This window comes from Desulfurobacterium indicum (assembly GCF_001968985.1).
GTDB lineage: Bacteria > Aquificota > Aquificia > Desulfurobacteriales > Desulfurobacteriaceae > Desulfurobacterium_A > Desulfurobacterium_A indicum.
The window spans coordinates 1-22,043 of record NZ_MOEN01000004.1 but is presented as its reverse complement, the minus strand read 5'-3'; the positions used below and the strand labels follow the sequence as shown (position 1 = coordinate 22,043).

Annotated in this window: 24 protein-coding genes; 17 read left to right on the top strand and 7 right to left on the bottom strand. The window is 39.3% G+C overall.

What is annotated here, in order from left to right:
* Positions 1 to 24: 24 nt before the first annotated feature.
* The 9 genes from BLW93_RS01705 to BLW93_RS08735 all read left to right on the top strand — a co-directional run bounded on the left by BLW93_RS01705 (position 25) and on the right by BLW93_RS08735 (position 10,094).
* Entirely contained in the window at positions 25 to 2,235 is a 2,211-nt protein-coding gene (locus tag BLW93_RS01705) for an NADP-dependent isocitrate dehydrogenase (protein ID WP_076712389.1), read from the top strand.
* A gap of 65 nt (positions 2,236 to 2,300) precedes the next feature.
* A complete protein-coding gene (locus tag BLW93_RS01700) occupies positions 2,301 to 3,596 on the top strand; it encodes an ATP citrate lyase citrate-binding domain-containing protein (protein ID WP_076712388.1) in 1,296 nt (431 codons plus the stop codon).
* A 13-nt stretch (positions 3,597 to 3,609) separates the two neighbouring features.
* Positions 3,610 to 5,460, top strand: a complete 1,851-nt coding sequence (locus tag BLW93_RS01695) for a citrate/2-methylcitrate synthase (protein WP_076712387.1) — start codon at positions 3,610 to 3,612, stop codon at positions 5,458 to 5,460.
* Between the two features lie 86 nt (positions 5,461 to 5,546).
* A complete protein-coding gene (gene panB / locus BLW93_RS01690) occupies positions 5,547 to 6,341 on the top strand; it encodes a 3-methyl-2-oxobutanoate hydroxymethyltransferase (RefSeq protein WP_076712386.1) in 795 nt (264 codons plus the stop codon).
* Complete coding sequence (locus BLW93_RS01685) at positions 6,341 to 7,060, top strand: ABC transporter ATP-binding protein (protein WP_076712385.1); 720 nt, start codon at positions 6,341 to 6,343, stop codon at positions 7,058 to 7,060. The genes panB and BLW93_RS01685 overlap by 1 nt, the downstream gene beginning before the upstream one ends.
* 214 nt (positions 7,061 to 7,274) lie before the next feature.
* Positions 7,275 to 8,612, top strand: a complete 1,338-nt coding sequence (locus BLW93_RS01680; RefSeq protein ID WP_076712384.1) for a hypothetical protein — start codon at positions 7,275 to 7,277, stop codon at positions 8,610 to 8,612.
* On the top strand, positions 8,591 to 9,580 hold the full coding sequence (locus tag BLW93_RS01675; RefSeq protein ID WP_076712383.1) for an NHL repeat-containing protein: 990 nt from the start codon (positions 8,591 to 8,593) through the stop codon (positions 9,578 to 9,580). Before BLW93_RS01680 ends, BLW93_RS01675 begins: the two co-directional genes overlap by 22 nt.
* A 194-nt stretch (positions 9,581 to 9,774) precedes the next feature.
* Entirely contained in the window at positions 9,775 to 9,909 is a 135-nt protein-coding gene (locus BLW93_RS08995) for a hypothetical protein (protein WP_281246661.1), read from the top strand.
* Between the two features lie 32 nt (positions 9,910 to 9,941).
* Entirely contained in the window at positions 9,942 to 10,094 is a 153-nt protein-coding gene (locus BLW93_RS08735; protein ID WP_144443984.1) for a hypothetical protein, read from the top strand.
* 24 nt (positions 10,095 to 10,118) lie between these two features.
* Here BLW93_RS08735 and BLW93_RS01670 read toward each other — a convergent pair whose 3' ends face one another.
* The 4 genes from BLW93_RS01670 to BLW93_RS01655 are packed head-to-tail and all read right to left on the bottom strand — an operon-like array spanning position 10,119 to position 12,177.
* Complete coding sequence (locus tag BLW93_RS01670) at positions 10,119 to 10,277, bottom strand: prefoldin subunit (RefSeq protein ID WP_076712382.1); 159 nt, start codon at positions 10,275 to 10,277, stop codon at positions 10,119 to 10,121.
* On the bottom strand, positions 10,252 to 10,725 hold the full coding sequence (pfdA, locus tag BLW93_RS01665) for a prefoldin subunit alpha (RefSeq protein WP_076712381.1): 474 nt from the start codon (positions 10,723 to 10,725) through the stop codon (positions 10,252 to 10,254). The genes BLW93_RS01670 and pfdA overlap by 26 nt, the downstream gene beginning before the upstream one ends.
* A 27-nt stretch (positions 10,726 to 10,752) precedes the next feature.
* The gene (locus BLW93_RS01660; protein ID WP_076712380.1) at positions 10,753 to 11,472 is read right to left on the bottom strand and encodes a hypothetical protein; all 720 of its coding nucleotides are present in this window, start codon (positions 11,470 to 11,472) and stop codon (positions 10,753 to 10,755) included.
* Positions 11,473 to 11,484: 12 nt separating this feature from the next.
* Positions 11,485 to 12,177, bottom strand: coding sequence for a TIGR00703 family protein (locus tag BLW93_RS01655; RefSeq protein WP_076712379.1), 693 nt, complete (start codon positions 12,175 to 12,177; stop codon positions 11,485 to 11,487).
* A gap of 193 nt (positions 12,178 to 12,370) precedes the next feature.
* Between BLW93_RS01655 and BLW93_RS01650 the strand changes: the two genes are divergently transcribed.
* Positions 12,371 to 13,030: a peroxiredoxin gene (locus tag BLW93_RS01650; RefSeq protein ID WP_076712378.1), complete on the top strand. Its 660-nt coding sequence runs from the start codon at positions 12,371 to 12,373 to the stop codon at positions 13,028 to 13,030.
* 14 nt (positions 13,031 to 13,044) lie between these two features.
* Here BLW93_RS01650 and rfaE1 read toward each other — a convergent pair whose 3' ends face one another.
* Positions 13,045 to 14,007, bottom strand: a complete 963-nt coding sequence (gene rfaE1, locus BLW93_RS01645; protein WP_076712377.1) for a D-glycero-beta-D-manno-heptose-7-phosphate kinase — start codon at positions 14,005 to 14,007, stop codon at positions 13,045 to 13,047.
* A 281-nt stretch (positions 14,008 to 14,288) separates the two neighbouring features.
* Between rfaE1 and BLW93_RS08990 the strand changes: the two genes are divergently transcribed.
* From BLW93_RS08990 to groL, 4 genes are all read left to right on the top strand, one after another.
* On the top strand, positions 14,289 to 14,639 hold the full coding sequence (locus BLW93_RS08990) for a prepilin-type N-terminal cleavage/methylation domain-containing protein (protein ID WP_078058054.1): 351 nt from the start codon (positions 14,289 to 14,291) through the stop codon (positions 14,637 to 14,639).
* Between the two features lie 125 nt (positions 14,640 to 14,764).
* Positions 14,765 to 15,139: a type IV pilin protein gene (locus tag BLW93_RS01635; protein WP_076712376.1), complete on the top strand. Its 375-nt coding sequence runs from the start codon at positions 14,765 to 14,767 to the stop codon at positions 15,137 to 15,139.
* Positions 15,140 to 15,296: 157 nt separating this feature from the next.
* Entirely contained in the window at positions 15,297 to 15,584 is a 288-nt protein-coding gene (gene groES, locus BLW93_RS01630) for a co-chaperone GroES (protein ID WP_076712375.1), read from the top strand.
* A gap of 26 nt (positions 15,585 to 15,610) precedes the next feature.
* A complete protein-coding gene (gene groL / locus BLW93_RS01625) occupies positions 15,611 to 17,254 on the top strand; it encodes a chaperonin GroEL (protein WP_076712374.1) in 1,644 nt (547 codons plus the stop codon).
* A 45-nt stretch (positions 17,255 to 17,299) separates the two neighbouring features.
* On the opposite strand, the gene BLW93_RS01620 is transcribed toward groL, so the two are convergent.
* Both BLW93_RS01620 and argJ read right to left on the bottom strand, forming a co-directional pair.
* Positions 17,300 to 17,974 carry a type III pantothenate kinase gene (locus tag BLW93_RS01620; RefSeq protein ID WP_076712373.1) on the bottom strand — a complete coding sequence of 225 codons (675 nt, stop codon included), beginning with the start codon at positions 17,972 to 17,974 and terminating at the stop codon, positions 17,300 to 17,302.
* Between the two features lies 1 nt (position 17,975).
* Positions 17,976 to 19,154 carry a bifunctional glutamate N-acetyltransferase/amino-acid acetyltransferase ArgJ gene (gene argJ / locus BLW93_RS01615; RefSeq protein WP_076712372.1) on the bottom strand — a complete coding sequence of 393 codons (1,179 nt, stop codon included), beginning with the start codon at positions 19,152 to 19,154 and terminating at the stop codon, positions 17,976 to 17,978.
* Between the two features lie 91 nt (positions 19,155 to 19,245).
* Here argJ and BLW93_RS01610 point away from each other — a divergent pair, with 91 nt between their 5' ends.
* The 3 genes from BLW93_RS01610 (at position 19,246) to BLW93_RS01600 (ending at position 21,991) form a co-directional block, all read left to right on the top strand.
* Positions 19,246 to 20,340 carry a hypothetical protein gene (locus BLW93_RS01610; protein WP_076712371.1) on the top strand — a complete coding sequence of 365 codons (1,095 nt, stop codon included), beginning with the start codon at positions 19,246 to 19,248 and terminating at the stop codon, positions 20,338 to 20,340.
* Positions 20,312 to 21,223 (top strand): cysteine synthase A, encoded by a 912-nt coding sequence (cysK, locus tag BLW93_RS01605; protein WP_076712370.1) that lies wholly within the window; start codon positions 20,312 to 20,314, stop codon positions 21,221 to 21,223. Before BLW93_RS01610 ends, cysK begins: the two co-directional genes overlap by 29 nt.
* Before the next feature lie 99 nt (positions 21,224 to 21,322).
* Positions 21,323 to 21,991 carry a hypothetical protein gene (locus BLW93_RS01600; RefSeq protein ID WP_076712369.1) on the top strand — a complete coding sequence of 223 codons (669 nt, stop codon included), beginning with the start codon at positions 21,323 to 21,325 and terminating at the stop codon, positions 21,989 to 21,991.
* Positions 21,992 to 22,043 lie beyond the last annotated feature (52 nt).

Below are 22,043 nucleotides of genomic sequence, written 5' to 3'. Positions count from 1 at the left end.
AAATTCTTTAGGAGGAAGGAGACTATGGCTAAAAAGGCTACCATTGTCTGGACAAAAGTTGACGAGGCGCCGGCACTTGCAACTTATTCCCTGCTTCCAATTGTCAGGGCTTTTACAAAAGATGCCGGTGTAAAGATTGAGCTGAGAGATATTTCTCTCGGCGGAAGGGTTCTCGCTGCATGGGGGAAAGCACCCGATGATCTTGCTTATCTTGGTGAGCTTGTATGGAAACCGGAAGCTAATATCATGAAGCTTCCAAATATTTCAGCTTCAATTCCACAGCTTGTTGATGCCATAAAAGAGCTCCAAGCAAAGGGTTATGATATTCCGGACTTCCCCGAAGATCCGAAAACAGAAGAAGAGAAAAAAGTAAGAGAGGTTTATGCAAAGTGTCTTGGTAGTGTTGTTAATCCAGTCCTCAGACAGGGTAACTCAGACAGAAGGATTGCAAAGCCTGTTAAGGATTATGCGAGAAAAGTGGCTGAGAAGCGTAACTGGATGAAGCCTGTTCCTGAAAATTCAAAAAGTTATGTTGCTCACATGAAGGGTGGAGACTTCTACGAAAATGAGAAATCAGTTACGCTTAAAAAAGATACAAAAATAAGATACGAATTTGTTGATAAAAACGGCAACGTTACCGTTATGAAAGAAATAGAGCTTGGTGAAGGTGATGTTGTTGATGCTACTTACATGAATAGAGAAAAGCTTAGAGAGTTTTACTCAGAAGTGCTTGAAGATGCTAAATATAACGATATTCTCTTCTCACTTCACGTGAAAGCCACAATGATGAAAATTTCTGACCCTGTGATGTTTGGTGATGCAATTAGGGTTTACTTTAAGGAGCTTTTTGAAGAGTTCGGTAAAGAACTTGAAGAGATAGGTTTCAACCCTAACAACGGACTTGTTGACCTTGAGAAGAAACTTTCCAAACTTCCGGAAGAAAAGCAGGAAGCTATTAAGAAGAAAATAGAAGAGATTTACGCTAAACAGCCAAGGCTTTACATGGTTGATTCTGATAAGGGAATAACAAACCTCCATAGACCTAACGACGTTATTATCGATGCCTCTATTCCTGCTGTTATCAAAAATGGTATTCAGGGTTGGGGTCCTTCAGGTGAAGTAGATGACTGTGTTATTACAGTTCCGGATAGAAGCTACGCAACAATGTACAGGGAAATTGTTGACGACATTAAGCTTAACGGTCAATTTGATCCCAGGACCATCGGAAGCGTTGCAAACGTGGGTCTTATGGCAATGAAGGCTGAAGAATACGGTAGTCACGACAAAACATTCTTCCCTCCGGCTGACGGTATTATGAGAGTTGTTGATGAGGACGGAAACGTCCTTCTTGATCATGAAGTTAACGCAGGCGACATTTACAGAAGCTGCGTTACAAAGAAGATAGCCATTGAAGATTGGGTTAAACTTGCCGTAAATAGAGCCAGAGAGAGTGGAGAGCCTATTGTATTCTGGCTTGACGCTTACAGAGCTCACGACAGAGAGCTTATCAGAAAGGTAAATGAAGAACTTAAAAAGTACGACCTTACAGATATAGAATGGCATATAATGGCTCCGCCAGAAGCTATGAAATACACGCTCAAGAGATTTAGACAGGGACTTAATACAATTGCCGTTACAGGAAACGTTCTCAGAGACTACCTTACAGACCTGTTCCCGATTATTGAAGTTGGAACAAGCGCAAGAAGTCTTTCAATAGTGCCACTTATTAACGGTGGCGGCGTGTTTGAAACAGGTGCAGGCGGTTCGGCGCCCAAGCACGTTCAGCAGTTTGTTAAGGAAGGGCACTTAAGATGGGATTCTCTTGGTGAATACCTTGCATTTGTTGAGTCTCTTAAGCTTGCTTACAAACAAGCTGGTAATGAAAAGATTAAGATTCTTGCCGAAACACTTTCTGAAGCTGTAGGTAAGTATCTTGAAAATGACAGAACGCCTAAGAGAAAGGTTGGTGAGCTTGATACAAGAGGAAGCCACTTCTACCTTGCACTTTATTGGGCTGAAGCTCTTGCAAATCAGACGGAAGATAAGGAGCTTGCTGAGAAATTTGCCCCGATAGCTAAAGCTCTTAAAGAAAACGAGGAGAAGATTCTTGAAGAAATAAGGGCAACAGAAGGTTCACCAAAGGATATCGGCGGTTACTATCTTCCTGACGATGAAAAAGCAGAAGCGGCTATGAGGCCAAGTAAAACCTTTAATGACATTATTGACTCTATTTAATGTTTTCTGGCACGGCTTTAAAGCCGTGCTTTTTTAAAAATTTCAACCTGCTAAGGAGGAAATAGATGGCACAGAGAGCAATCAGAGAGTACGATGCCAAAAAAATGCTTTTCAACCACTGGTCTGAATATTTTGACGGTGATTTTAAATACGATTTCAAATCTGTTCTTATAACGCCGGAGACAGACCTTGATAAACTTCCTGAACGTCATCCGTGGCTTCTTCACATGCCTCTCGTTGCAAAGCCTGATATGCTTTTTGGTAAGAGAGGAAAGCTCGGTCTTGTTCTTTACAAGATAGAAAAGCCTGGTGATGTTAAGTGGGAAGATGTTAAAAAGTGGATAAAGGAAAAGATGTCTGAGCCTGTTACGATTAAAGGGCAGACAGGTTACCTGACACACTTTATCGTTGAACCTTTTGTTCCTCACGATGAGGAGTATTACATTGCGATGACAATGGAGAGGGAAGGGGACAAGATTTTTATGTCTGCTTTTGGTGGTATTGATGTTGAAGAAAACTGGGATAAGGTTAAGGAAGTTTTCATTCCTGCACTTGCAGCTGATGAAGAGATTAAAAAACTTATAAGGGAAAATGTTCCTGCCGAGATAAAGGACAAAGATAAATATGCAAACTTTGTTCAAAAACTCTACAACTTCTTTAAAGACCTTCACTTTACCTACCTTGAAATCAACCCTCTTGCTATGACAGGAAATCAGGTTTATCCTCTTGATTTTGTTGCAAGGCTTGATGATACGGCTCAGTTTGTGGTTGGAAGAAAGTGGGGAGAAATAGAATTTCCGAGCGGATTCGGTAGAGAGCTTACACCTGAAGAAAAATATATTAAAGATATGGACGAAAAGTCAGGTGCTTCTCTTAAACTGACAATTCTCAACCCTGAAGGTAGAATCTGGACACTAGTTGCGGGTGGTGGTGCTTCTGTTGTTTACGCCGACACGATTGCAGACCTTGGCTATGTTGATGAACTTGCCAACTACGGTGAGTATTCAGGTAACCCTTCAAGGGCAGAAACAAGAGAATATGTTAAAACTGTTTTTGATCTTATGACAAGAAGCAAAGATCCTCAGGGAAGACCTAAGATCCTCATCATAGGTGGTGCTATCGCTAACTTTACAGACGTTGCCAAAACGTTTGCTGGAATTATCGATGCTATGAAAGAGTATGCAGACAAGCTCAAGGAAATAGGTGTTAAAATTTATGTTAGACGTGGTGGTCCAAACTATGAACTTGGACTTAAGCAGATAAAGGAAGCTGCTGAGAGTCTTGGTCTTCCGATAGAAGTTTACGGACCCGAAACTCACATCACAGCAATAGTCAGCAAAGCTTTAAGTGACAATAAATAAGGAGGGATTGAGAATGGCAAGACCCGATTACATTCTTTTTGATAGAAATACGAAGGCTATTTTCTGGAACTTGAACAGAAATGCTATTCAAAGAATGCTCGATTACGATTTTATTGTTGGAAGAAGCCCAAGCATTGTTGCGATTGTTGCTCCGACTCAGAACAGGAAGTTTGAAAAGTTTTTCCATGGCACAAAAGAGATTATGATACCTATTTATAAATCAACGGCAGAAGCTGCAGAAAAGCATCCTGAGGCTGATGTTCTGGTTAACTTTGCATCTTTTAGAACTGCTTATAACGTTACAATTGAAGCTATCAATATCCCTACAATCAAAACAATAGCTATCACGGCAGAAGGTATTCCTGAAAGATTTGCAAGAGATATGGCTCTGAAAGCGAAAAAAGCAGGAAAAGTGATTATCGGTCCTGCTACTGTTGGTGGTATTGCCGCTGGAGCTTTTAGAATTGGTAACGCAGGTGGAACAATTGAAAACATTGTTAAGTCAAAACTTCATAGACCCGGTTCTGTTGGCCTTGTTACCCGTTCCGGTGGTTTGTTTAACGAGCTTTCTAACGTGATCGCCAGAAATGCTGATGGTATTGTTGAAGGTATAGCTATCGGTGGTGATAGATTTCCTGGTTCTGATTTCCTTGATCATCTTCTCAGATTCCAGAAAAACCCTCAGGTTAAATTCATGATTATGCTTGGGGAACTTGGCGGAGACCTTGAATATAGAGTTGTTGAAGCTCTAAAAGATGGTCTTATTACAAAACCTCTTATTGCATGGTGTATTGGAACAATTTCAAAGCACTTTGCCGGAGAAGTTCAGTTTGGTCATGCAGGTGCAAAGGCCGGTGCTGATAGAGAAACAGCAGACGCTAAGAATGCTGCTTTAAGGGCTGCAGGCGCGCTTGTTCCTAACTCTTTTGATGAGTTTCCGGACATTATAAGAAGCGTTTACGAAGATCTTAGAGCAAAAGGCGTAATTGGCGAGATTGAAGAGCCTGAAGTTCCGGAACTTCCTGAAGATTACGCTAAACTTGTTAAAGCCGGGAAAGTTAGAAAGCCTACCAACTTTATCTGCACTATATCTGACGATAGAGGTGAAGAGGCAACATACTGCGGACTTCCGATTTCAGAAGTTATTGAAAGAGATTTCTCAATTGCCGATGTTATTGGTCTTCTCTGGTTTAAAAGAAAGTTCCCTGACTGGGCTTCTAAGTTTATAGATATGGTTATTAAAGTTGTAGCTGACCATGGCCCTTGTGTTTCTGGTGCTCACAACGCTAAAGTTACTGCAAGAGCAGGAAAAGATCTTATGTCAGCTCTTGCAACCGGTATTCTTACTATAGGACCGAGGTTTGGTGGTGCTATTGATGGAGCTGCTAAATACTTTAAATTTGCAAAAGAGCAGGGCATGGATCCATTTGAGTTTGTTGACTACATGAAGAATGTTGAGAAGATTCCTATCCCTGGTATTGGACACAGAATTAAGTCAACAAAGAACCCTGACAAGAGGGTTGAACTTCTCAAAAACTTTGCAAAGGAAAACTTCCCATCAACGGAGCTTTTAGATTATGCTCTTGAAGTAGAAAAGGTTACGACTGCCAAGAAAGAAAACCTTATCCTTAATGTTGACGGAACAATAGGAGTTCTTCTTGTTGATATGTTCAGAAATCTCGGATATTCGGATTCTGAAATTGACGAGCTTATCAATGCAGGTGCGTTTAACGCGTTCTTTGTTCTTGGGAGGTCTATCGGATTTATAGGCCACATTCTTGACGAGAAGAGACTTGCGATGCCTTTATACAGGCATCCTATGGATGATGTTCTCTATGATGTTAAGAGACCTGAAGGTCTATAACAACTGTTTTAGCTAACTTGAAAGGGGGCTTTTTAGCCCCCTTTTTTTATTTTGTAGAATAGATTAAACATGAACTGGAGGTAGTAATGAAAAAAGTTACGACAAAAACATTGCTTGAAATGAAAAGGAACGGTGAAAAGATTACTATGCTTACCGCTTATGATTACACTTCTGCTTTAATACTTGATAGTGCAGGTGTTGATGTTATCCTTGTAGGTGATTCTCTTGGTATGGTGATGCTTGGCTATGATTCAACGATTCCAGTAACCATGGAAGAGATGATTCACCATACAAAAGCTGTTGTCAGGGCAAGAAAAAGGGCAATGATAATTTTTGACATGCCTTTTCTTTCCTATCAAACTGGTAAGAGAGATGCTATTTTGAATGCTGGAAGGGCTTTAAAAGAGACTGGATGTGATGCGGTTAAGATAGAAGGTGGAGTGGAGCAAGAAGAGACAATCAGGGCACTTGTTAATGCAGGAATTCCCGTTTGTGGTCATATAGGACTTCAGCCTCAGAGCGTTAACGTTTATGGTGGTTACGTGTTAAGAGGGAAGGGAGAAGAGAGAGAAAAGTTAATAGAAGACGCTAAAGCTGTTGAAAAAGCAGGAGCTTTTGCGATTGTTCTTGAAAAAATTCCTTCAGATCTTGCAAAAGAGATAACAGAAATGGTTTCCATTCCGACCATTGGTATTGGCGCTGGAAAAGAGTGTGATGGGCAGGTTCTGGTTTTCCATGACATGATAGGAATGTTTGATAAATTTAAGCCTAAGTTTGTCAAGCGATACGCTGAAATCGGAAAAGAGATTAGAAATGCTGTTGAAACTTATGTGTCAGAAGTTAAAAGAGGTGTATTTCCAGATGAGGAGTACTCTTACTGATGGTTGTTCTGGAATGTAAAAATATTTATAAATCCTATCCCATCAGAAAAAGCTTTTTCGGTAAGGTAATTGAAGAAGTATCGGTTTTAAAAGGTGTTTCTTTAAAGATAGAGAAAGGAAAAAGTGTTGGAATTTTAGGTGATAGCGGTAGCGGGAAAACCACTCTTGCAAAAATTCTTCTTGATCTTGAAAAACCGGATAGTGGCGATGTGCTTTACAAAGGTATTTCTATATACGATATGATGAAAAAAAAATATAGAGTTTACAGGTTAAACGTTCAGGCAATATTTCAAAATCCTTACAATTCCCTTAATCCGCGTATGAAAGTTATTGATATAGTTTCTGAAGGTTTAAAAATAAATTTTAAATTAAATAGAGAAGTAATCAAAGAAAAAGTTTTAGAATCTATTCGAAGGTGTGGTTTGCCCGATTCTGTTCTTGAACTTTATCCACATCAGCTTTCCGGGGGGCAAAGGCAGAGAGTTGCCATAGCAAGAGCGATAGTTTTAAAGCCTGAAATAATTATTGCTGACGAGCCAACATCTGCTCTTGATGTTTCAGTTCAGTCACAGATAATAAATCTTTTTCTCGAACTTCAGGAAATATTTTCAATAAGCTATCTGTTTATTAGTCACAATCCTGCAGTAGTGGATGCGCTTTGTGATCATGTTTATGAGATGGATAAAGGGAAACTAAAAAGTATTTTGTTCTGCAAATGATAAAATTTGTCAGGTATTCTTGCTTTTTGTTCTATCATGACTATATATTCTATAAGTAGTAATATAGATAGTTTTGAGGAATAATTGGAAAGTCAATTTTTGGTTTATTTATAGAATTTGCTAATAAGCGTTAGTGGATTTTATTTATGTTTTTTGTTAAAATGCGCTTGAATATAGATTAATACTGGGTGGGAAATTTAGGAGGTGTGGATAAATGAGAAGGAAACTGCTTCTGGGCACTTTGGCAGTGCTGGCATCTTCTGGCTTTATCTTATATCAAAATGCCAGTGCTGTTGTAGGTCCATGTGTGAACTGTCACACAATGCACAACTCTCAGCACGGTGTCTATCCGTGGGACAGTAATGCCAGCTACACTACCGGAACTGTAAGTTCCACTAACGTTGTTCCGATGACATTCTCAAATTCGACAACGCCTATTAGAAACCTTCTTCGCGGTGACTGTCGTTACTGTCACACTTATGGTGAGGCACCAAAAGCGGGAACTCTCTATTACGGCGATCATCTCTGGCCCTATGTTGATTCAACAACACAGCCGGAATATCCATCAACTGGAGATGCATATACCACTGGTAACTATTCAACCGCTACATGGGGTCAGAACAGGGCTCTTGCAGGTGGAAGCTTCTATTGGGGGAGAACTCAAGATTCAAGATTTTCACACAACGTTGCTGATCTTGGTATGCCGCCAGATCCAAATATCGGTTTAACGCCGCCTGGTTGGGATGCAAACGCCACTCACTTTACTGATGCAATTTTCGGCTCTAAGGTAGCAAACGGTGAAGCTACATGGACTCATCAGCTTACATGTGCAGGTGTTTATGGCTGTCACGGAAGACATAATGCATCAACACTTGACAGCTTTGCAGGTATAAACGGAGCTCACCACTCCAACATGTATGGTTGGGTGAACGGTACGGGAACTATTGGTAACAGCTACAGATTCCTTGCTGGTATTGCGGGATATGAGCATAACTATTACGAATATGCAGCAGTTGCAGATGCTAACGGAGTTTCACATAATATTTATTACGGTGTAAATAGAGCTTCTGAGGATCCTACAACTGCGAATCCTCATACCATCTCTTACCTTTGTGCAGAGTGTCACGGTATTTTCCACAGCGGTGCTGAAGTTTCAAGAGATCCTACTGCAATAGATTCACCTATAGGGACGCCATGGCTCAGACACCCGACTGATTTTGATCTTTCAAATGCAGGACCTGCTACGATAGGTGTAGATGGACATACTGATGTTGAATACAAATATTACAACGGTGGTAATCCAACATCTGCTCCTTACAGTATGTTTGCTCCTGTTGCAACGGATAACTACACGCTTCTCACAGATAACACCATTTCATGGACAGGTGACGATGCCATAGTTACATGTGTGTCCTGCCACAGGGCTCACGGTTCACCATACTACGATCTTCTCAGATGGGACTACTCAACATGTACCGCTGATAGTGCTTCTACAAATGCAACTCTCATGAATGAGTGTGGATGTATGGTATGTCATACAACAAAAGGTTAATAGCTATTTTTTTAACCGGATTGCTCTGCGGTTTTCCTTTGAAAGCTAAGGGGCAAAAAGTCGTTTCCACAAGGGTGCTTGGTATTATCAACATAGATGAGACCGGGAAGGCCTTGGCCTATCCCGGTTCTATTTTTTATGATAAGAAGTCAAGACAACTTTATGTTGTTGAACCTGGTAAATCCAAAGTGATATTTTATACACCGGATTACTTTCCTTTTCTAGCAGTAGGCAAAGGCTATGGAGTAAAAGATCCTGTCGATATTTTTGTCGATTCTAAAGGTAACTTTTATCTAATCTCTTCTAATGAGCAGAAAATTTATGTTCTTTCTTCAGCTCTTATTCTTAAAAAAGTTATTCCGGTGAAAGGATTTAAAGGTGATAATGATTTTGTTCCGACTCATGTTGCAGTCAATCCCGTAACTGGAGAAATATACGTAACAGGAGCGGGAAAGGATTTTGTTGTCTGTTTTGATGAGAATGGAAAGTTTACACGATTCTTGTATCCTGAAATGAAAGTGGAAGATATAAAAGTTGGTTCTATTGTCTCCAATGTAGGTGTTGATTCTCTTGGACGTGTTTATCTTGTTGCGCTTGATTTTGGTCAGGTTTACGTTTTTGATAAGGATGGAACGTTTCTATTTAAGTTTGGAACTCACGGTGCAAACTTTGGTCAGTTAAGTCAGCCTTCTGCTGTTACTATTGATGAAGAAAACAGACGTATATATGTCTGTGATCCAATGAGGCAGGCGGTGCTTGCTTATGATATGAACGGAAACTTTCTTTTTGAATTTGGAGGAAGAGGTTGGTCTCCCGGTTGGTTTAACTATCCTACCGATGTTGCCGTTGATAACAGAGGTGATGTTATTGTTACAGATTGGCTAAATCAAAGAATACAGATTTTGAAACCTGAACAAAATAAACCCGTTCATGTTGAAACAACGATGCCTTCTAACAGAGCAGAATAGGTTATTTCATTTCTTTAAATTCCTTAAAATTATTTTTCTTTATCTGAGTAAAACTAAATAAAAATTTTAATCACTTTACCTCTTTAAAATGGTTGTGGAGTTCAAATTTTAGTCATATAATGAGAGATATACTGAAATTACTTATTGATTTTAAGTAATAATAACTTTTAACCTTTTAGAGGGGGAAATAGCATATGAAGCTTGCTGTTATTATTGGAACTGATAAAATTAGACGTATTCGTAGTGCTATGAAATTTGCAAATATTGCCGTGGATGATGGTAATGAAGTGAAGATTTTTTTCTTGGTGAATGTTTTGATACTAGAATAATCGATGCCGAGGAAGTCAATTTAAAAGATAGAATGGAGAGGTTTTTAGACAAAGGTGGCCAGATCTATACCTGTGGAACGTGCATTGTTGTTGAAAAGTATGTTGATAACGGTGCCTGTCCCCTTTCGACAATGGAAGATCTCTACGAGATAGTTAAATGGGCAGATAAAATTGTTCATTTCTAAGTATAATTAAAAAAGAGGGGGAGATTAATCCTCCCCCTCTTTTTCCTTTTCAAGGAGTTTTATCGCTTCTTCTTTAGAAACTTCCACCATTATACTTCCCGCCTTGTAGTATATTTTTCTTCCGGCGGGAAGCTTTTTTAGCAGTTCTATGATTTCTTTATTTTTCTTCTTTTTCTTCCTCATCTTTTGCCTCTTCAGAAGCTTCAAATTGTCCGTGTTCTCTGATTTTTTCGGTTGTTTCTTCTACCTTAGCGTAGAGATCAACCATTGCTTTTTCGAGGGCTTCTCTTAGAACGATAAGTGCTGCAATTTCTTTTTCTATTTGGGAAACTGCTTCTTCAAACGGCAGTTCGACAGAGATTCCGCTTCCTATGCTGATAACGACTTTTTCCACTTTTTCGAGCTTTGCAGCAACCTGAGCGATTCTGCCTACCGGAAGAAGGACTTCTTTGCCATCACCTAAATCTTTGAGATTTTTGAGGGTGGTAATTGTAGCCCTGTATTCGGATATGAGATCGTCGATGTTTGCTATTTCCACCCTCAGGGCTTCGATCTGTGCGATGTAGCTTCTCAGCTGCCTGTTGAGTTCTGCCATTTTCTTGTCGTCCTTTTTGAGCAGTTTCTTCAGCATGTTCCACCTCCCTTTTATTGTTATTGTTTAGATTGAAAGCTCACACCAACCTGCCGTTGCGTTCTCTTTCGGCAGATAGATTATTTTTGTAGGTCTTATGTCTGTTTTAAGTTCTTCAAAAAGTTTTTCTCTGACTTCCTTTACTCTCCAGAAAAAGAAAAGGTGCCCTTTAAATCTTAAGTCTGTCCACATTCCCATTCTTAACGGAATTTCCCATTTTTTGATCGAATCGGTCAACGGCAGGTAAAAGCTCTCTGCCAGAGGATGGTCTTTCAGCATTTTCTTTTCCATGTTTGCCAGGGCTTCGCAGTATGAATGGCATGCAGCTTTGAGCTTTTCAAGGTGAGGCGTTTTAATTGGAACTTCTACTTTCCCTTTAAAGACTTCTATCTCAAATTCTGCCACGTCTTCCCAATTTTTAAGGTCAAATATGACTGCTCGCGTTTCGTAAAGGTCTTTTTCATCAATAAATATCTTTTCCGGAAGCTCTATTTCTTGAAGTACACCATATTTTTCAAAAATTATCTCTTTTATCCTGTCAATTATCTCTTCCGGTTTCAGCCCTTTTTTAAGAAGATAATTTTTAACACGGTGTTCTATCTCTCTGTCCTTTTTTATGTAGTAGTAGATAACTGCGCTTGTAAATGCTTCTTTAAATACGTTTGCAGGTATGAAAGTTTTTCCTTCTTTATTCCTTGGAAATAGCTTTTTATAAAAAGCTACAGGCGTCCAGGTTAGCAATTCCATAATCCCTCCCGATTATTTGAAAGCGGCAAGAATTTTATCTGCTTTTTCTGCTATGTCTATTTCAAAAAGGGCTATTGTCGGCAACAACCAGGATACTCTGAACCTTGGATCACCATCCTTATTCTCTCCAAAGTAGGCAAGTGCTACCCTTCCAAAACCTGCCTCTTTTTCCACCTTTTTAGCTTCTCTTAAAAATCTTCTTGCTACATTTGGTAATTGTTCAAATGAATAAGGTTTACCTTCCTGCCCCCTTTGTTTTACAAGCTCCGTTGCTGTTCCTACATTTCTCAATGCTTCTATTAAATGGTGTAAGCGGTGTTTTTTGAAGTAGGCAAGAAGCATTGATGCAGCTGGTAATCTCAGGATTTCTATATTTTTGTCATTTTCTCTCAGTTCTCCCACAAGATATGCTCTTCCGTTTTCCATTTCTATATGAGCGAAAAGTTTTTTGTTTTTTGGTATTTCATAGAGTATTTCTGTTACTTCATATTGGATGCCTTCTTCATCATAAATATCTCCTGCTTTTCTCTTTCCGTATTCAGAGACGAAAAAGGTTGCTTTACCATCTTTTTTTCCTGCAATGAGATCCAGGCCCCATCTTTTAAGGCTCTTGAATTTAAACTCCCTTTCCTTTTCCGGTTGTCCAAGTGTTTCAAATACCAGTGTATTTAAAGCCTGTATCTCCCGCAGTTCGGTTATCGTCATTCTGTTTTCCTCCTTATAGCATTTTTTCTACACTACTAAATTTATATTCTTAACATATATCTGTCAAGAAATCTAAAGAAATATTGTAATTTCTAAATGGTTAAGCGGAAAAAAAGAGAGATGGTTGCAATTAAAGAAGATGTGTTTTATATTTATAAATGCAAATGAAAATAATTCGCATAAGGAGGTTTTCATGGAAGAGAAAAAAGGATTCCCTCTTTTAGGTGACAGATTTCCGGAATTGGAAGTTCAAACAACACACGGTAAAATGAAATTACCGGAAGCGTTTAAAGGGAAGTGGTTTGTTCTTTTTAGCCATCCGGCCGATTTTACGCCTGTTTGCACTACGGAGTTTGTGGCATTTCAAAAAAGGTATGATAAGTTCCGCAAGCTAAACTGTGAGCTTATAGGGCTAAGTGTTGACCAGGTCTTTTCACATATTAAATGGGAAGAGTGGATAAAAGATAAGCTCGGAGTTGAAATTGAGTTTCCGATAATTGCCGATACCGGTGCAGTTGCCGACGCCTTGGGACTTATCCATCCGGGCAAGGGAACGAATACGGTTAGAGCAGTTTTTGTAGTTGATCCTGAAGGAGTTATAAGATTGATTCTTTACTATCCTCAGGAACTTGGTAGGAATATTGATGAGATTTTAAGAGCAGTAAAAGGACTGCAGGTGTCTGATAAGAATGGTGTTGCACTTCCTGCTAACTGGCCTGAAAACGAGCTTATCGGTGATAAAGTGATTATTCCACCTGCTACGGATGTTGAAACTGTTAAACGGAGGCTTGAATCTGCTTCAAAAGGAGAAATTGAGTGCTTTGACTGGTGGCTTTGCTTCAAGAAACTTTAGTAAAGAGGGGGGCTTTATGCCCCTTCCTCTATTGCTTTTGCAATTTCTTCAGGTTTAACTGCTGCCGTTCCGAGTTTTCCTACAACAATTCCGCCTGCTATGTTTGCAATCTCGGCAGCTTTTTCAGGTGCTTCTCCGGCAACTAAAGATAGAGTAAGGACTGCTATAACTGTGTCGCCGGCTCCTGTAACGTCATAAACCTGTTTTGCTTTTGCCGGTATGTGGTAACTTTTATCTTTTTTTACTAGACTCATACCTTTCTCACTTCTTGTTATCAGTGCAAAGTCGAGTTTGAACTTTTCAATCAGTTTCTTTCCTGCAATTTCAGCTTCTTCTTCCGTTTTAGGATATATACCGGTAGCCTGGTATGTTTCTTTCATGTTCGGTGTCATGGCGGTTATGTCGTGATAAAAATGAAAGTTTCTCTCTTTCGGGTCAAGGGTTACAATTTTACCGCTTTTTTTTACTTCTGCTGCGGCTTTTAAAAGCTCTTTTGTAATAACTCCCTTTCCGTAGTCTGAAATAATTATTCCGTCAAAATTTCTGAAATCTTCTTGAAACTCTTCTATTATTTTTAATAAAATTTTTTTATCGAGGTATTTTCTTGATTCCCAGTCAACTCTTAAAAGTTGTTGAGAACCGGCTATTATTCGTGTTTTCACGGTTGTTGGCCTTGTTTCATCTTCTATTAGAAGGGATGTGTTGATACCTTTTTCATTTAGTATCTTTTTAAGCAGGTTACCTTTTTCATCTTTTCCGACAACTCCAAGGATAAAAGGGTCTGCTCCGAGGGTTTTTAAATTTACCGCAACGTTTGCTGCACCTCCTGGCTTTGCCGTTGTATTTTTTGCTTCAACAATCGGAACCGGTGCTTCCGGTGAGATCCTTTCAACCTTGCCAAAGATATACTCATCTACTATTAGATCGCCGATAACAAGTATTTTTTTTCCTTTAAATTTTTCAGTTATGCCTTTCACCGCTTTTCTCCTGAAGTTGAGTTAACAAATGATAGCATTTCTAATAGTGACAATTTTTGTCACACGAATCTTAATTTAACTTAATGAGTGACAATTTTTGTCACATTGTTTAAAAAAGTATCTGATAGAGAATAGGAATGTGAAACAGAGATGATTCATGGTATTCATGGTTTATATTTATTTTTACAGCTGAAACCGTGAAGTTGGCACGCTTAATGCTAAAAATAATTAGTGAGGTTTTAAAAAGCCTACAAAAAACTTTTATAGAAAGGAGGTAAACCATGAGAAAAGCGTTTACACTTATCGAGCTACTTATCGTTGTAGCTATTATCGCAATCCTTGCAGCTGTCGCTATTCCGCAGTACACAAATTATGTGAGAAAGGCTGCTGCTGCAAATGTTCAAGCAACTCTTTCATCCTGTTTAACTGCTGCAATGGCTCAGTTTGCTGACAACGGAACTACTACTTATACTTGCCCTGTAAAAGATGATAATAACACTAATGCAACTATAACTCTTGATAGCAGCGGTAATCTTTCTAGTATAGATCCTACAACCTTTACTGTGAAAGGACATGCTGTTTCTTGTACAGCTGATACAACGACGAATACAATTACATGTACTCCACAATAATTTAACTTCATAGTGTGGTTAGCGGGCGGGATAACCCGCCCGCTTTTTTATTTATTCTTATTTAATCGTGTATAATATATAATGCTGAACTAATGATTGCTGATTTTATGTAAAGGGTGGATGCTATGTGGAGTAAGGGAGGGTTTTCTCTTGTTGAACTTTTAATTGTAATTGTGATTATTTCTGTTCTTACAGTCATAGCTGTTCCTTCTTATATGAAATTTAGAAATAAGTCTGTTGTTGCAAAGGTTCAGCAGAATCTACTTAACTGTATTCAAAGTCTGTGTGCTGAATGTGCAGATAATGGCACAATATCAAAAGAGTGTACAGTTCCAGGTTCTGAAGATAAATGTTTGGTTGTTCTTGATACTAACGATAGCAAAGTATATATTGCAACAAGGGTTTGTCAGTTTTATGTTGATCAAGTTAATGTTAAATGTGAAATAATCCATTCTCGTGGTGATCTTATAGGAAAAGTGAAGTGCTACATATCTGAGTAAGAATTCCTAGATTTCTCACTCGATTTGTTTTTCAAGATTTCAAAATTCTAACATTTCCCCCTTGACACTTTATACCCTTTCTCTAAATTATATAGTGAGTCGATTAGCACTCATTTTAAGTGAGTGCTAAAAATCACAGAAAAAGGAGGGTGAGACGATGAAGTTAAAGCCTCTCTATGATAGGGTGGTTGTAAAGAAAGTTGAGATGGAGCAGAAGACCGCTGGTGGAATTATCCTTCCAGATACCGCTAAGGAAGAGTCTCAAATTGGAGAGGTTGTTGCCGTTGGTGAAGGTAAACTTCTTGACAACGGTGAGGTAAGGCCTTTAAAAGTGAAGGAAGGTGATAAGGTTCTTTACAGCAAGTATGCAGGAAATGAAGTTGAGCTTGATGGTGAGAAATATCTCATCATCAGAGAGGAAGACATTCTTGCCATTGTTGAGTAAAAAAATTCAAGGAGGAGGTGAGAATCATGGCAGGAAAGGATATTAGATTTGCTGATGAAGCAAGACAAAAAGTTAAGATAGGTGTTGATAAGCTTGCCAACGCTGTAAAGGCAACAATGGGTCCCGGTGGTAGAAATGTTGTTATTGAAAGGAAGTTTGGTTCACCGCTTGTTACAAAAGATGGTGTTACTGTTGCAAAAGAGATTGAACTTGCAGATCCAATTGAAAATATCGGAGCTCAGCTTGTTAAAGAGGTTGCTCAAAAGACAGCCGATAAGGCTGGTGACGGAACAACAACAGCTACTGTCCTTGCTCAGGCTATCTTTAACGATGGTCTTAAGTTTGTAACGGCTGGCGATAACGCTATTGAACTTAAAAGAGGTGTTGACGCTGCTGTTGAAAAGGTTGTAGAAGAGCTTAAAGCGATATCAAAACCTGTTGAAACAAAAGAACAGATTGCCCAGGTTGCAACAATTTCTGCAAACTACGATAAAGAGATTGGCGAACTCATCGCTGAAGCTATGGACAAAGTAGGTAAGGAAGGCGTTATCACTGTTGAAGAGGCTAAAGGTCTCAAGACAGAACTTAAAGTTGTTGAGGGTATGCAGTTTGATAGAGGTTACCTCTCTCCATACTTCGTAACAGATCCTGACAAGATGGAAGCTGTTCTTGAGAATCCTTACATTCTCATCTACGGTAAGAAGATTTCAAACATAAGAGAACTTCTTCCAGTTCTTGAAGCTGTTGCAAGAGAAGGAAGGCCACTTCTCATCATCGCTGAAGATGTAGAAGGTGAAGCTCTGGCAACGCTCGTTGTTAACAAGCTCCGTGGAACATTAAGCGTATGTGCTGTTAAAGCACCTGGTTTTGGTGAAAGAAGAAAAGCTATGCTTCAGGATATTGCTATCCTTACAGGTGGACAGGCTATACTTGAAGATCTTGGCATCAAGCTTGAAAACGTTACACTTGATATGCTTGGTCAGGCTGACAAAGTTGTTGTTGACAAAGAGCATACAACAATCATCGGTGGTAAAGGTAAGCCAGAAGAAATTGAAGCAAGAATTAAGCAGATTAAAGCTGAGCTTGAAAAGGCTACTTCCGAATATGACAAAGAGAAGCTTCAGGAAAGGCTTGCCAAACTTGCAGGAGGTGTAGCCATTATCAAGGTAGGAGCTGCTACTGAAGCTGAACTTAAAGAGAAGAAGGCAAGGGTTGAAGACGCACTTCACGCAACAAGGGCTGCAGTAGAAGAGGGTATAGTTCCTGGTGGTGGAACAGCACTTCTTGCTGCTGCAAGGAAGCTTGATGAGCTCATAAAAGAGCTTGATGAAGCTAATGAAATTGACAGAAAGCATGGCGTTGAGATAGTTAAGAAAGCTGTTGAAGCACCATTAAGACAGATTGCTGAAAACGCAGGTTATGCTGGACAGGTTGTTGTTGAGAAGGTTAAAGAGCTAATTAATGAAAAAGGTGTAAACTACGGATTCAACGCAAGAAAAGGCGAATTTGAAGACCTTGTAGCGACGGGTGTAATCGATCCAACTAAGGTTGAGAGAGTTGCTCTCCAGAATGCTGCTTCAGTTGCTGGTCTTCTCCTCACAACGGAGGCTACAATTACTGAAATCCCTGAGAAAGAAGAGAAAAACGTACCTCCAATGCCTGAATATTAATGGTAGTTTTGATAACGATAAGAAAGGGGGTGGAAGCCCCCTTTCTTATTTTTCTTCTGAAATTTTTACCAAGCCTTTAAAAATAAGGAATGGATCATAAATTCCTTTCCCCATACTTTCCCTTAGTTTGTTTCCGTATCCACCAGTAAAAATAACGGGAAGTTCGGGATATTTTTGGGTTATCTCTTTAATTGCTCCTTTCATGGCGAGTGTTGTTCCCGCTTTTATACATTCTGCTGTTGATTTCCCAGGAAATGTATCGGTAAATTTATCCTCTACTTCTGGAAGTTGTTCTGTAACTAAGTTTAGTGCCCTATGGATTGCTTTTACTCCCGGCAGGATGATCCCGCCGATAAAGGTTTTTTCAATAACTATGTCAACAACCACTGTTGTTCCTGCCGACACAACTATGCCGCTGTCTCCATAGTCTAAAACTCCACAGGCAAGAGCTATTCTATCAGCGCCCAACCTTTCCGGGTTTTTGTAGTCTATCCTTACAGGTAAAGGAATTGAGACATTTATGAAAGTTACGCTTTCAAAGGCTTCTTCAAACGTTCTTTTCAAGGACGGAACAACGCTTGAAATGATTGCCTTTTTTCCTTTTAAAGGGAAAGATTGTTCCGCCTCTTTTGTTGGAATTCTGATGAGATTTTCAAAAGCTTTCCCGTCCCATATAACAGCTTTAACAAAAGTATTACCTGCGTCTATTAGGACAACCATTTTAAGTCCTGTATTCGGCGTTTATTTTCACATATTCATAGGTAAAATCGCAGGTTAAGTATTCAAAAGATGCACTGCCAAGGTTAAGATCCACTTCTATAACAATTTCTTCGTTTTCTTTCATATATTTGTGAACTTTACTTTCGTCGTAATCTGCTTTTGTTCCTTTGAAAAGCAGGTAGTCTCCGATTTTAAGTTCGATTCTCTCTTCAACTAATTTCACGCCTGCGCTGCCGGCTGCTGCTATGATTCTTCCCCAGTTCGGGTCGCAGCCAAAGATGGCTGTTTTTACCAATGGTGAAAGGGCAATTTTCCTTGCTACTTTCCTTGCTTCTTTTTTTGTTCTTGCACCGATGACTTTAATCCTCGCCACTTTTGTTGCACCTTCTCCATCTTTTACAATTTGATAGGCAAGGGATTTCATTATATTTGTCAGGCCATCTAAAAATTCTTTATAGTTTTCTTCAGTTATTCTTTTTTCTGATGCACCGTTTGCAAGGACAATTACGGTATCGTTAGTACTCATGTCACCATCAACGGTTATTGCGTTAAAGCTTACTTCGTTTGCTTCTTTTAACGCTTTTTCAAGCAATTTTTTCTCTATTTCTACATCTGTGGTGATGAACGAGAGCATCGTTGCCATTGCAGGATCTATCATGCCCGCCCCTTTTGCTATTCCACCGATGGTGAAACCTTTTCCTTCAAAGTAAGCGGTTTTCGGAAAGGTATCGGTTGTCATTATCGCTTCTGCCGCCTCTTTTGATGTTGCCTTTCCTAAGTTTCCTACCGCTTTTTCTATTCCTGTTTTCATTCTGTCCATTGGAAGGAATTCGCCTATCACGCCTGTTGATGCGACTAGAAATGGTGCTTTTCCCGTGAGCTTCTGACAGATTTTTGCCATTGTTTTAGCGTCTTTCATTCCCCTTTCGCCAGTGCAGGCATTTGCGTTTCCGCTGTTTGCAACAATTCCGCAGATCTTCTCGTAGGTTTTAACTATCTTTTGAGACAATTTAACAGGTGCAGCCTTAACATCGTTTGTTGTAAAGATCGCTGCTGCTGTTGCCGGTTTTTCGGAAACTATCACCAGGATATCTTTTTTATTTGATAATTTTAGGGTTTCTTTTATATTGCCTTTTCCAGTTCCGCACAAAAAGCCTTTTACATCAGCTATTCCTTTCACCTGCAACCTCTCGCTATTTTTTTTCTCATTTTAGCATTTGTGAGAAGTGGTTTTAAATTTAGGGAAAACAAAAAATTTGAGAAGGAGAGAGATGATTTTTAAGAGAGCAAAGGAGATTTTTGCGGAGCGTTTAAAGCAGGCAGGTATTGAGAATATTAAATATCTGAGGAAGCCGGGAAGAGGCGATCTTTTTAACAGACTTGCCTACCTTATTGCTACGGGCAGATTTAAGGTTGTCCGAACGGAAGAATTTGGTGAGATTCTTCCCGGCAGGATTTTTGATAATGTTGACGGTGTGAGCCTTCTTCTCTCATCCGGCAATCTTGAGGCTGATGCTGTCATTGTAAAGTCAACTTCCGATTTTGAGGGTATTCATATTATAGATGAAGATGATTTTTATTATCCTGATATTGCTGTTGATATGCGATTTTTCCCTTCATTGATTGATAAGGAGAAGAGGAGTCTTCTTAATCAGCTTGAGATTATGTTCGGTGTTGTTAAAGATTACTTTACGCCTGAGAACTTTTATCTTATAGATAGGGAAGGTTACTGTATACCTTCTCTAAAAGAATTCTTTACGCCGGATGTTCCATTTAAGATTTGTTCTAAACCTTTAAAAAAGCGTATTATCGTTCTTGATCCGAATGCCGATGAGATTCTGACGCGAGATGATGTTGATGAAAATACCGTTTTAGTTTTCGGAGGGATTGTTGATCACGGTGAGCGGTTAAAAGGTGTTACTGCTGAAATTTACCCTGGGGCTGTTCATAGAAAAATTGCTTATAGAGGTTTAATACTTCCAGTTTCAGACAGAATCAATGAGCTTACGAAGCTTTTGTGTGATTTTTTGACTTGCGAGGATTCCCTTGAGGAGGTTATAAGGCGAAATCTTACCAGACAGGCGAAGTTAAGAATTGCGAGAGAATACATTGCTACTAATCTAAAAAGAGTTAAAGATGTGAACGGCGTTCATAAATGTTTGCTGCTCTCTTTTTATAATCAACTCGCCGAAGAATTTTTCCTTAAAGATTTCCATTTCCGTAAAGCTTCAAAGCATGTAAACGGATTTACAGTCGTAAAAGATGAGATTCTTGATAAAATAGTAAAAGAAGAGACCGTAAAGAATAGAAAAATTTTAGAGATAGAGGGTTTAATTAATGAGTATGTTGTCAAGAAGTATCCTTGAACTTATCGGAAATACGCCTCTTTTTGAACTTACTCTTGAAGGCGTGACGTTTTACGCAAAGCTTGAAATGTTTAATCCCGGTGGCAGTATAAAGGACAGAGTTGCACTTTCTATCGTTGAGGATGCGGAGAAAAAAGGGCTTTTAAAGAAGGGAAGGAGAGTAATAGAAGCTACGAGCGGGAACACCGGGATAGGTCTTGCCCTTGTCTGTGCTGCAAAAGGTTATGGCTGTACGATTGTTATGCCAGAAAACATGAGCGATGAGAGAAAAAAGATACTGAAAGCTTACGGTGCTGAACTTATTTTAACACCTGCTTCTTTCGGAATTCCTGGAGCAATAAAAGAGGTTGAAAGGAGAATATCTGAAAATCCAGATCTCTATTTTCCTGCCCGTCAGTTTGAAAATCCTGCAAATGTAAAAGCTCACTATGAAGGCACTGCCGTTGAGATATTGGAGCAGCTTGGAGAGATTCCCGGTTCCTTTGTAGCCGGTGTTGGGACCGGTGGCACGTTAACAGGTGTTGGCAGAAGGTTTAAAGAGGCAAATCCTGATGCTGTTATTGTTGCAGTTGAGCCTGAAGAATCTGCCGTTATATCAGGTGGGAATCCGGGACTTCATAAAATCCAGGGAATAGGTGCCGGTTTTATTCCGAAAACGCTTGATATGTCCGTTGTTTCTTTTTCTATCACTGTAACTTTTGATGATGCAAAGTATTACTGTGAGAGGCTTGCTGGGGAATTTGGAATACTTGCCGGTATCTCTTCCGGTGCAAATGTTGCTGCTGTTTTGAAAGCTTTTAAAGCTGGGAAGCTTAAAACACCTGTTGTTACAGTTTTTCCTGATACCGGCGAGCGTTATCTTTCAACTGAACTGTTTGGATAGGGGGCTGTCATAGAGATAAGGAAAATAGAAGGAATTATTCCTGCTGAAGCAATAAGCAGGAATCTTCCAACAAAGCTTCAGGATTTCTCACATAGAGATATGGAGAAACTTCTCTCTTCTGTTATTCAGGGAGAGAGGAAAGGTGATTCTACCAATGAGTTGAAAGGCAAAAAGCTAAAACTAAAGTTTTTAGGTTATACGGAGGACGGAAAGGCGAAAATTTTGGTTGGAAACAAAGTTATTGTTGCTGAGGTTGATGTTGATGACGAATTTGAGCCGGGGCAGGTTCTCACATTTATAATAAAGTCTCTTGCGCCAAAGCTGGAACTAAAACTTGTGGAGATCGATCCTGAGTGGGCACAGAAGTTTATATTGAAGTCTCTCCTTCCATTTCTTGATTCTGAATCGTTTAGAAAGGTTTTATCCATTTATTTTGAAAAGCATTATCTGGAAATCTGGAATGCAAATAAAATTGATGATAAAGCTTTTTCGTCATTTCTATCTTCTCTATTTTCATATCAGACAGTTTCTCTTTTGATTTCAATGACAAAAGAGTTTATTGCCGCTTCAGAAGGTAAACTTTCGGAAGAAGACTATCGGAAGTTTCTTTTGTCTATCATGGCTTTTTATTTCTTGCCGGTCGGAGATATTGTTCTGTTTCCTTTAAGGATTAAAGATACGGATGTAGATGTTTATTTTGAGAAAGAGGAAGACGGAATTAAAATAGAGATTGAGGTTAGCAGGGGTTGTGTCAATAATTTTGTGTAAACCATTAGGAGTACCTCCTGGAGAACATATCCTGAAGTTCTTCCTTAGCCTC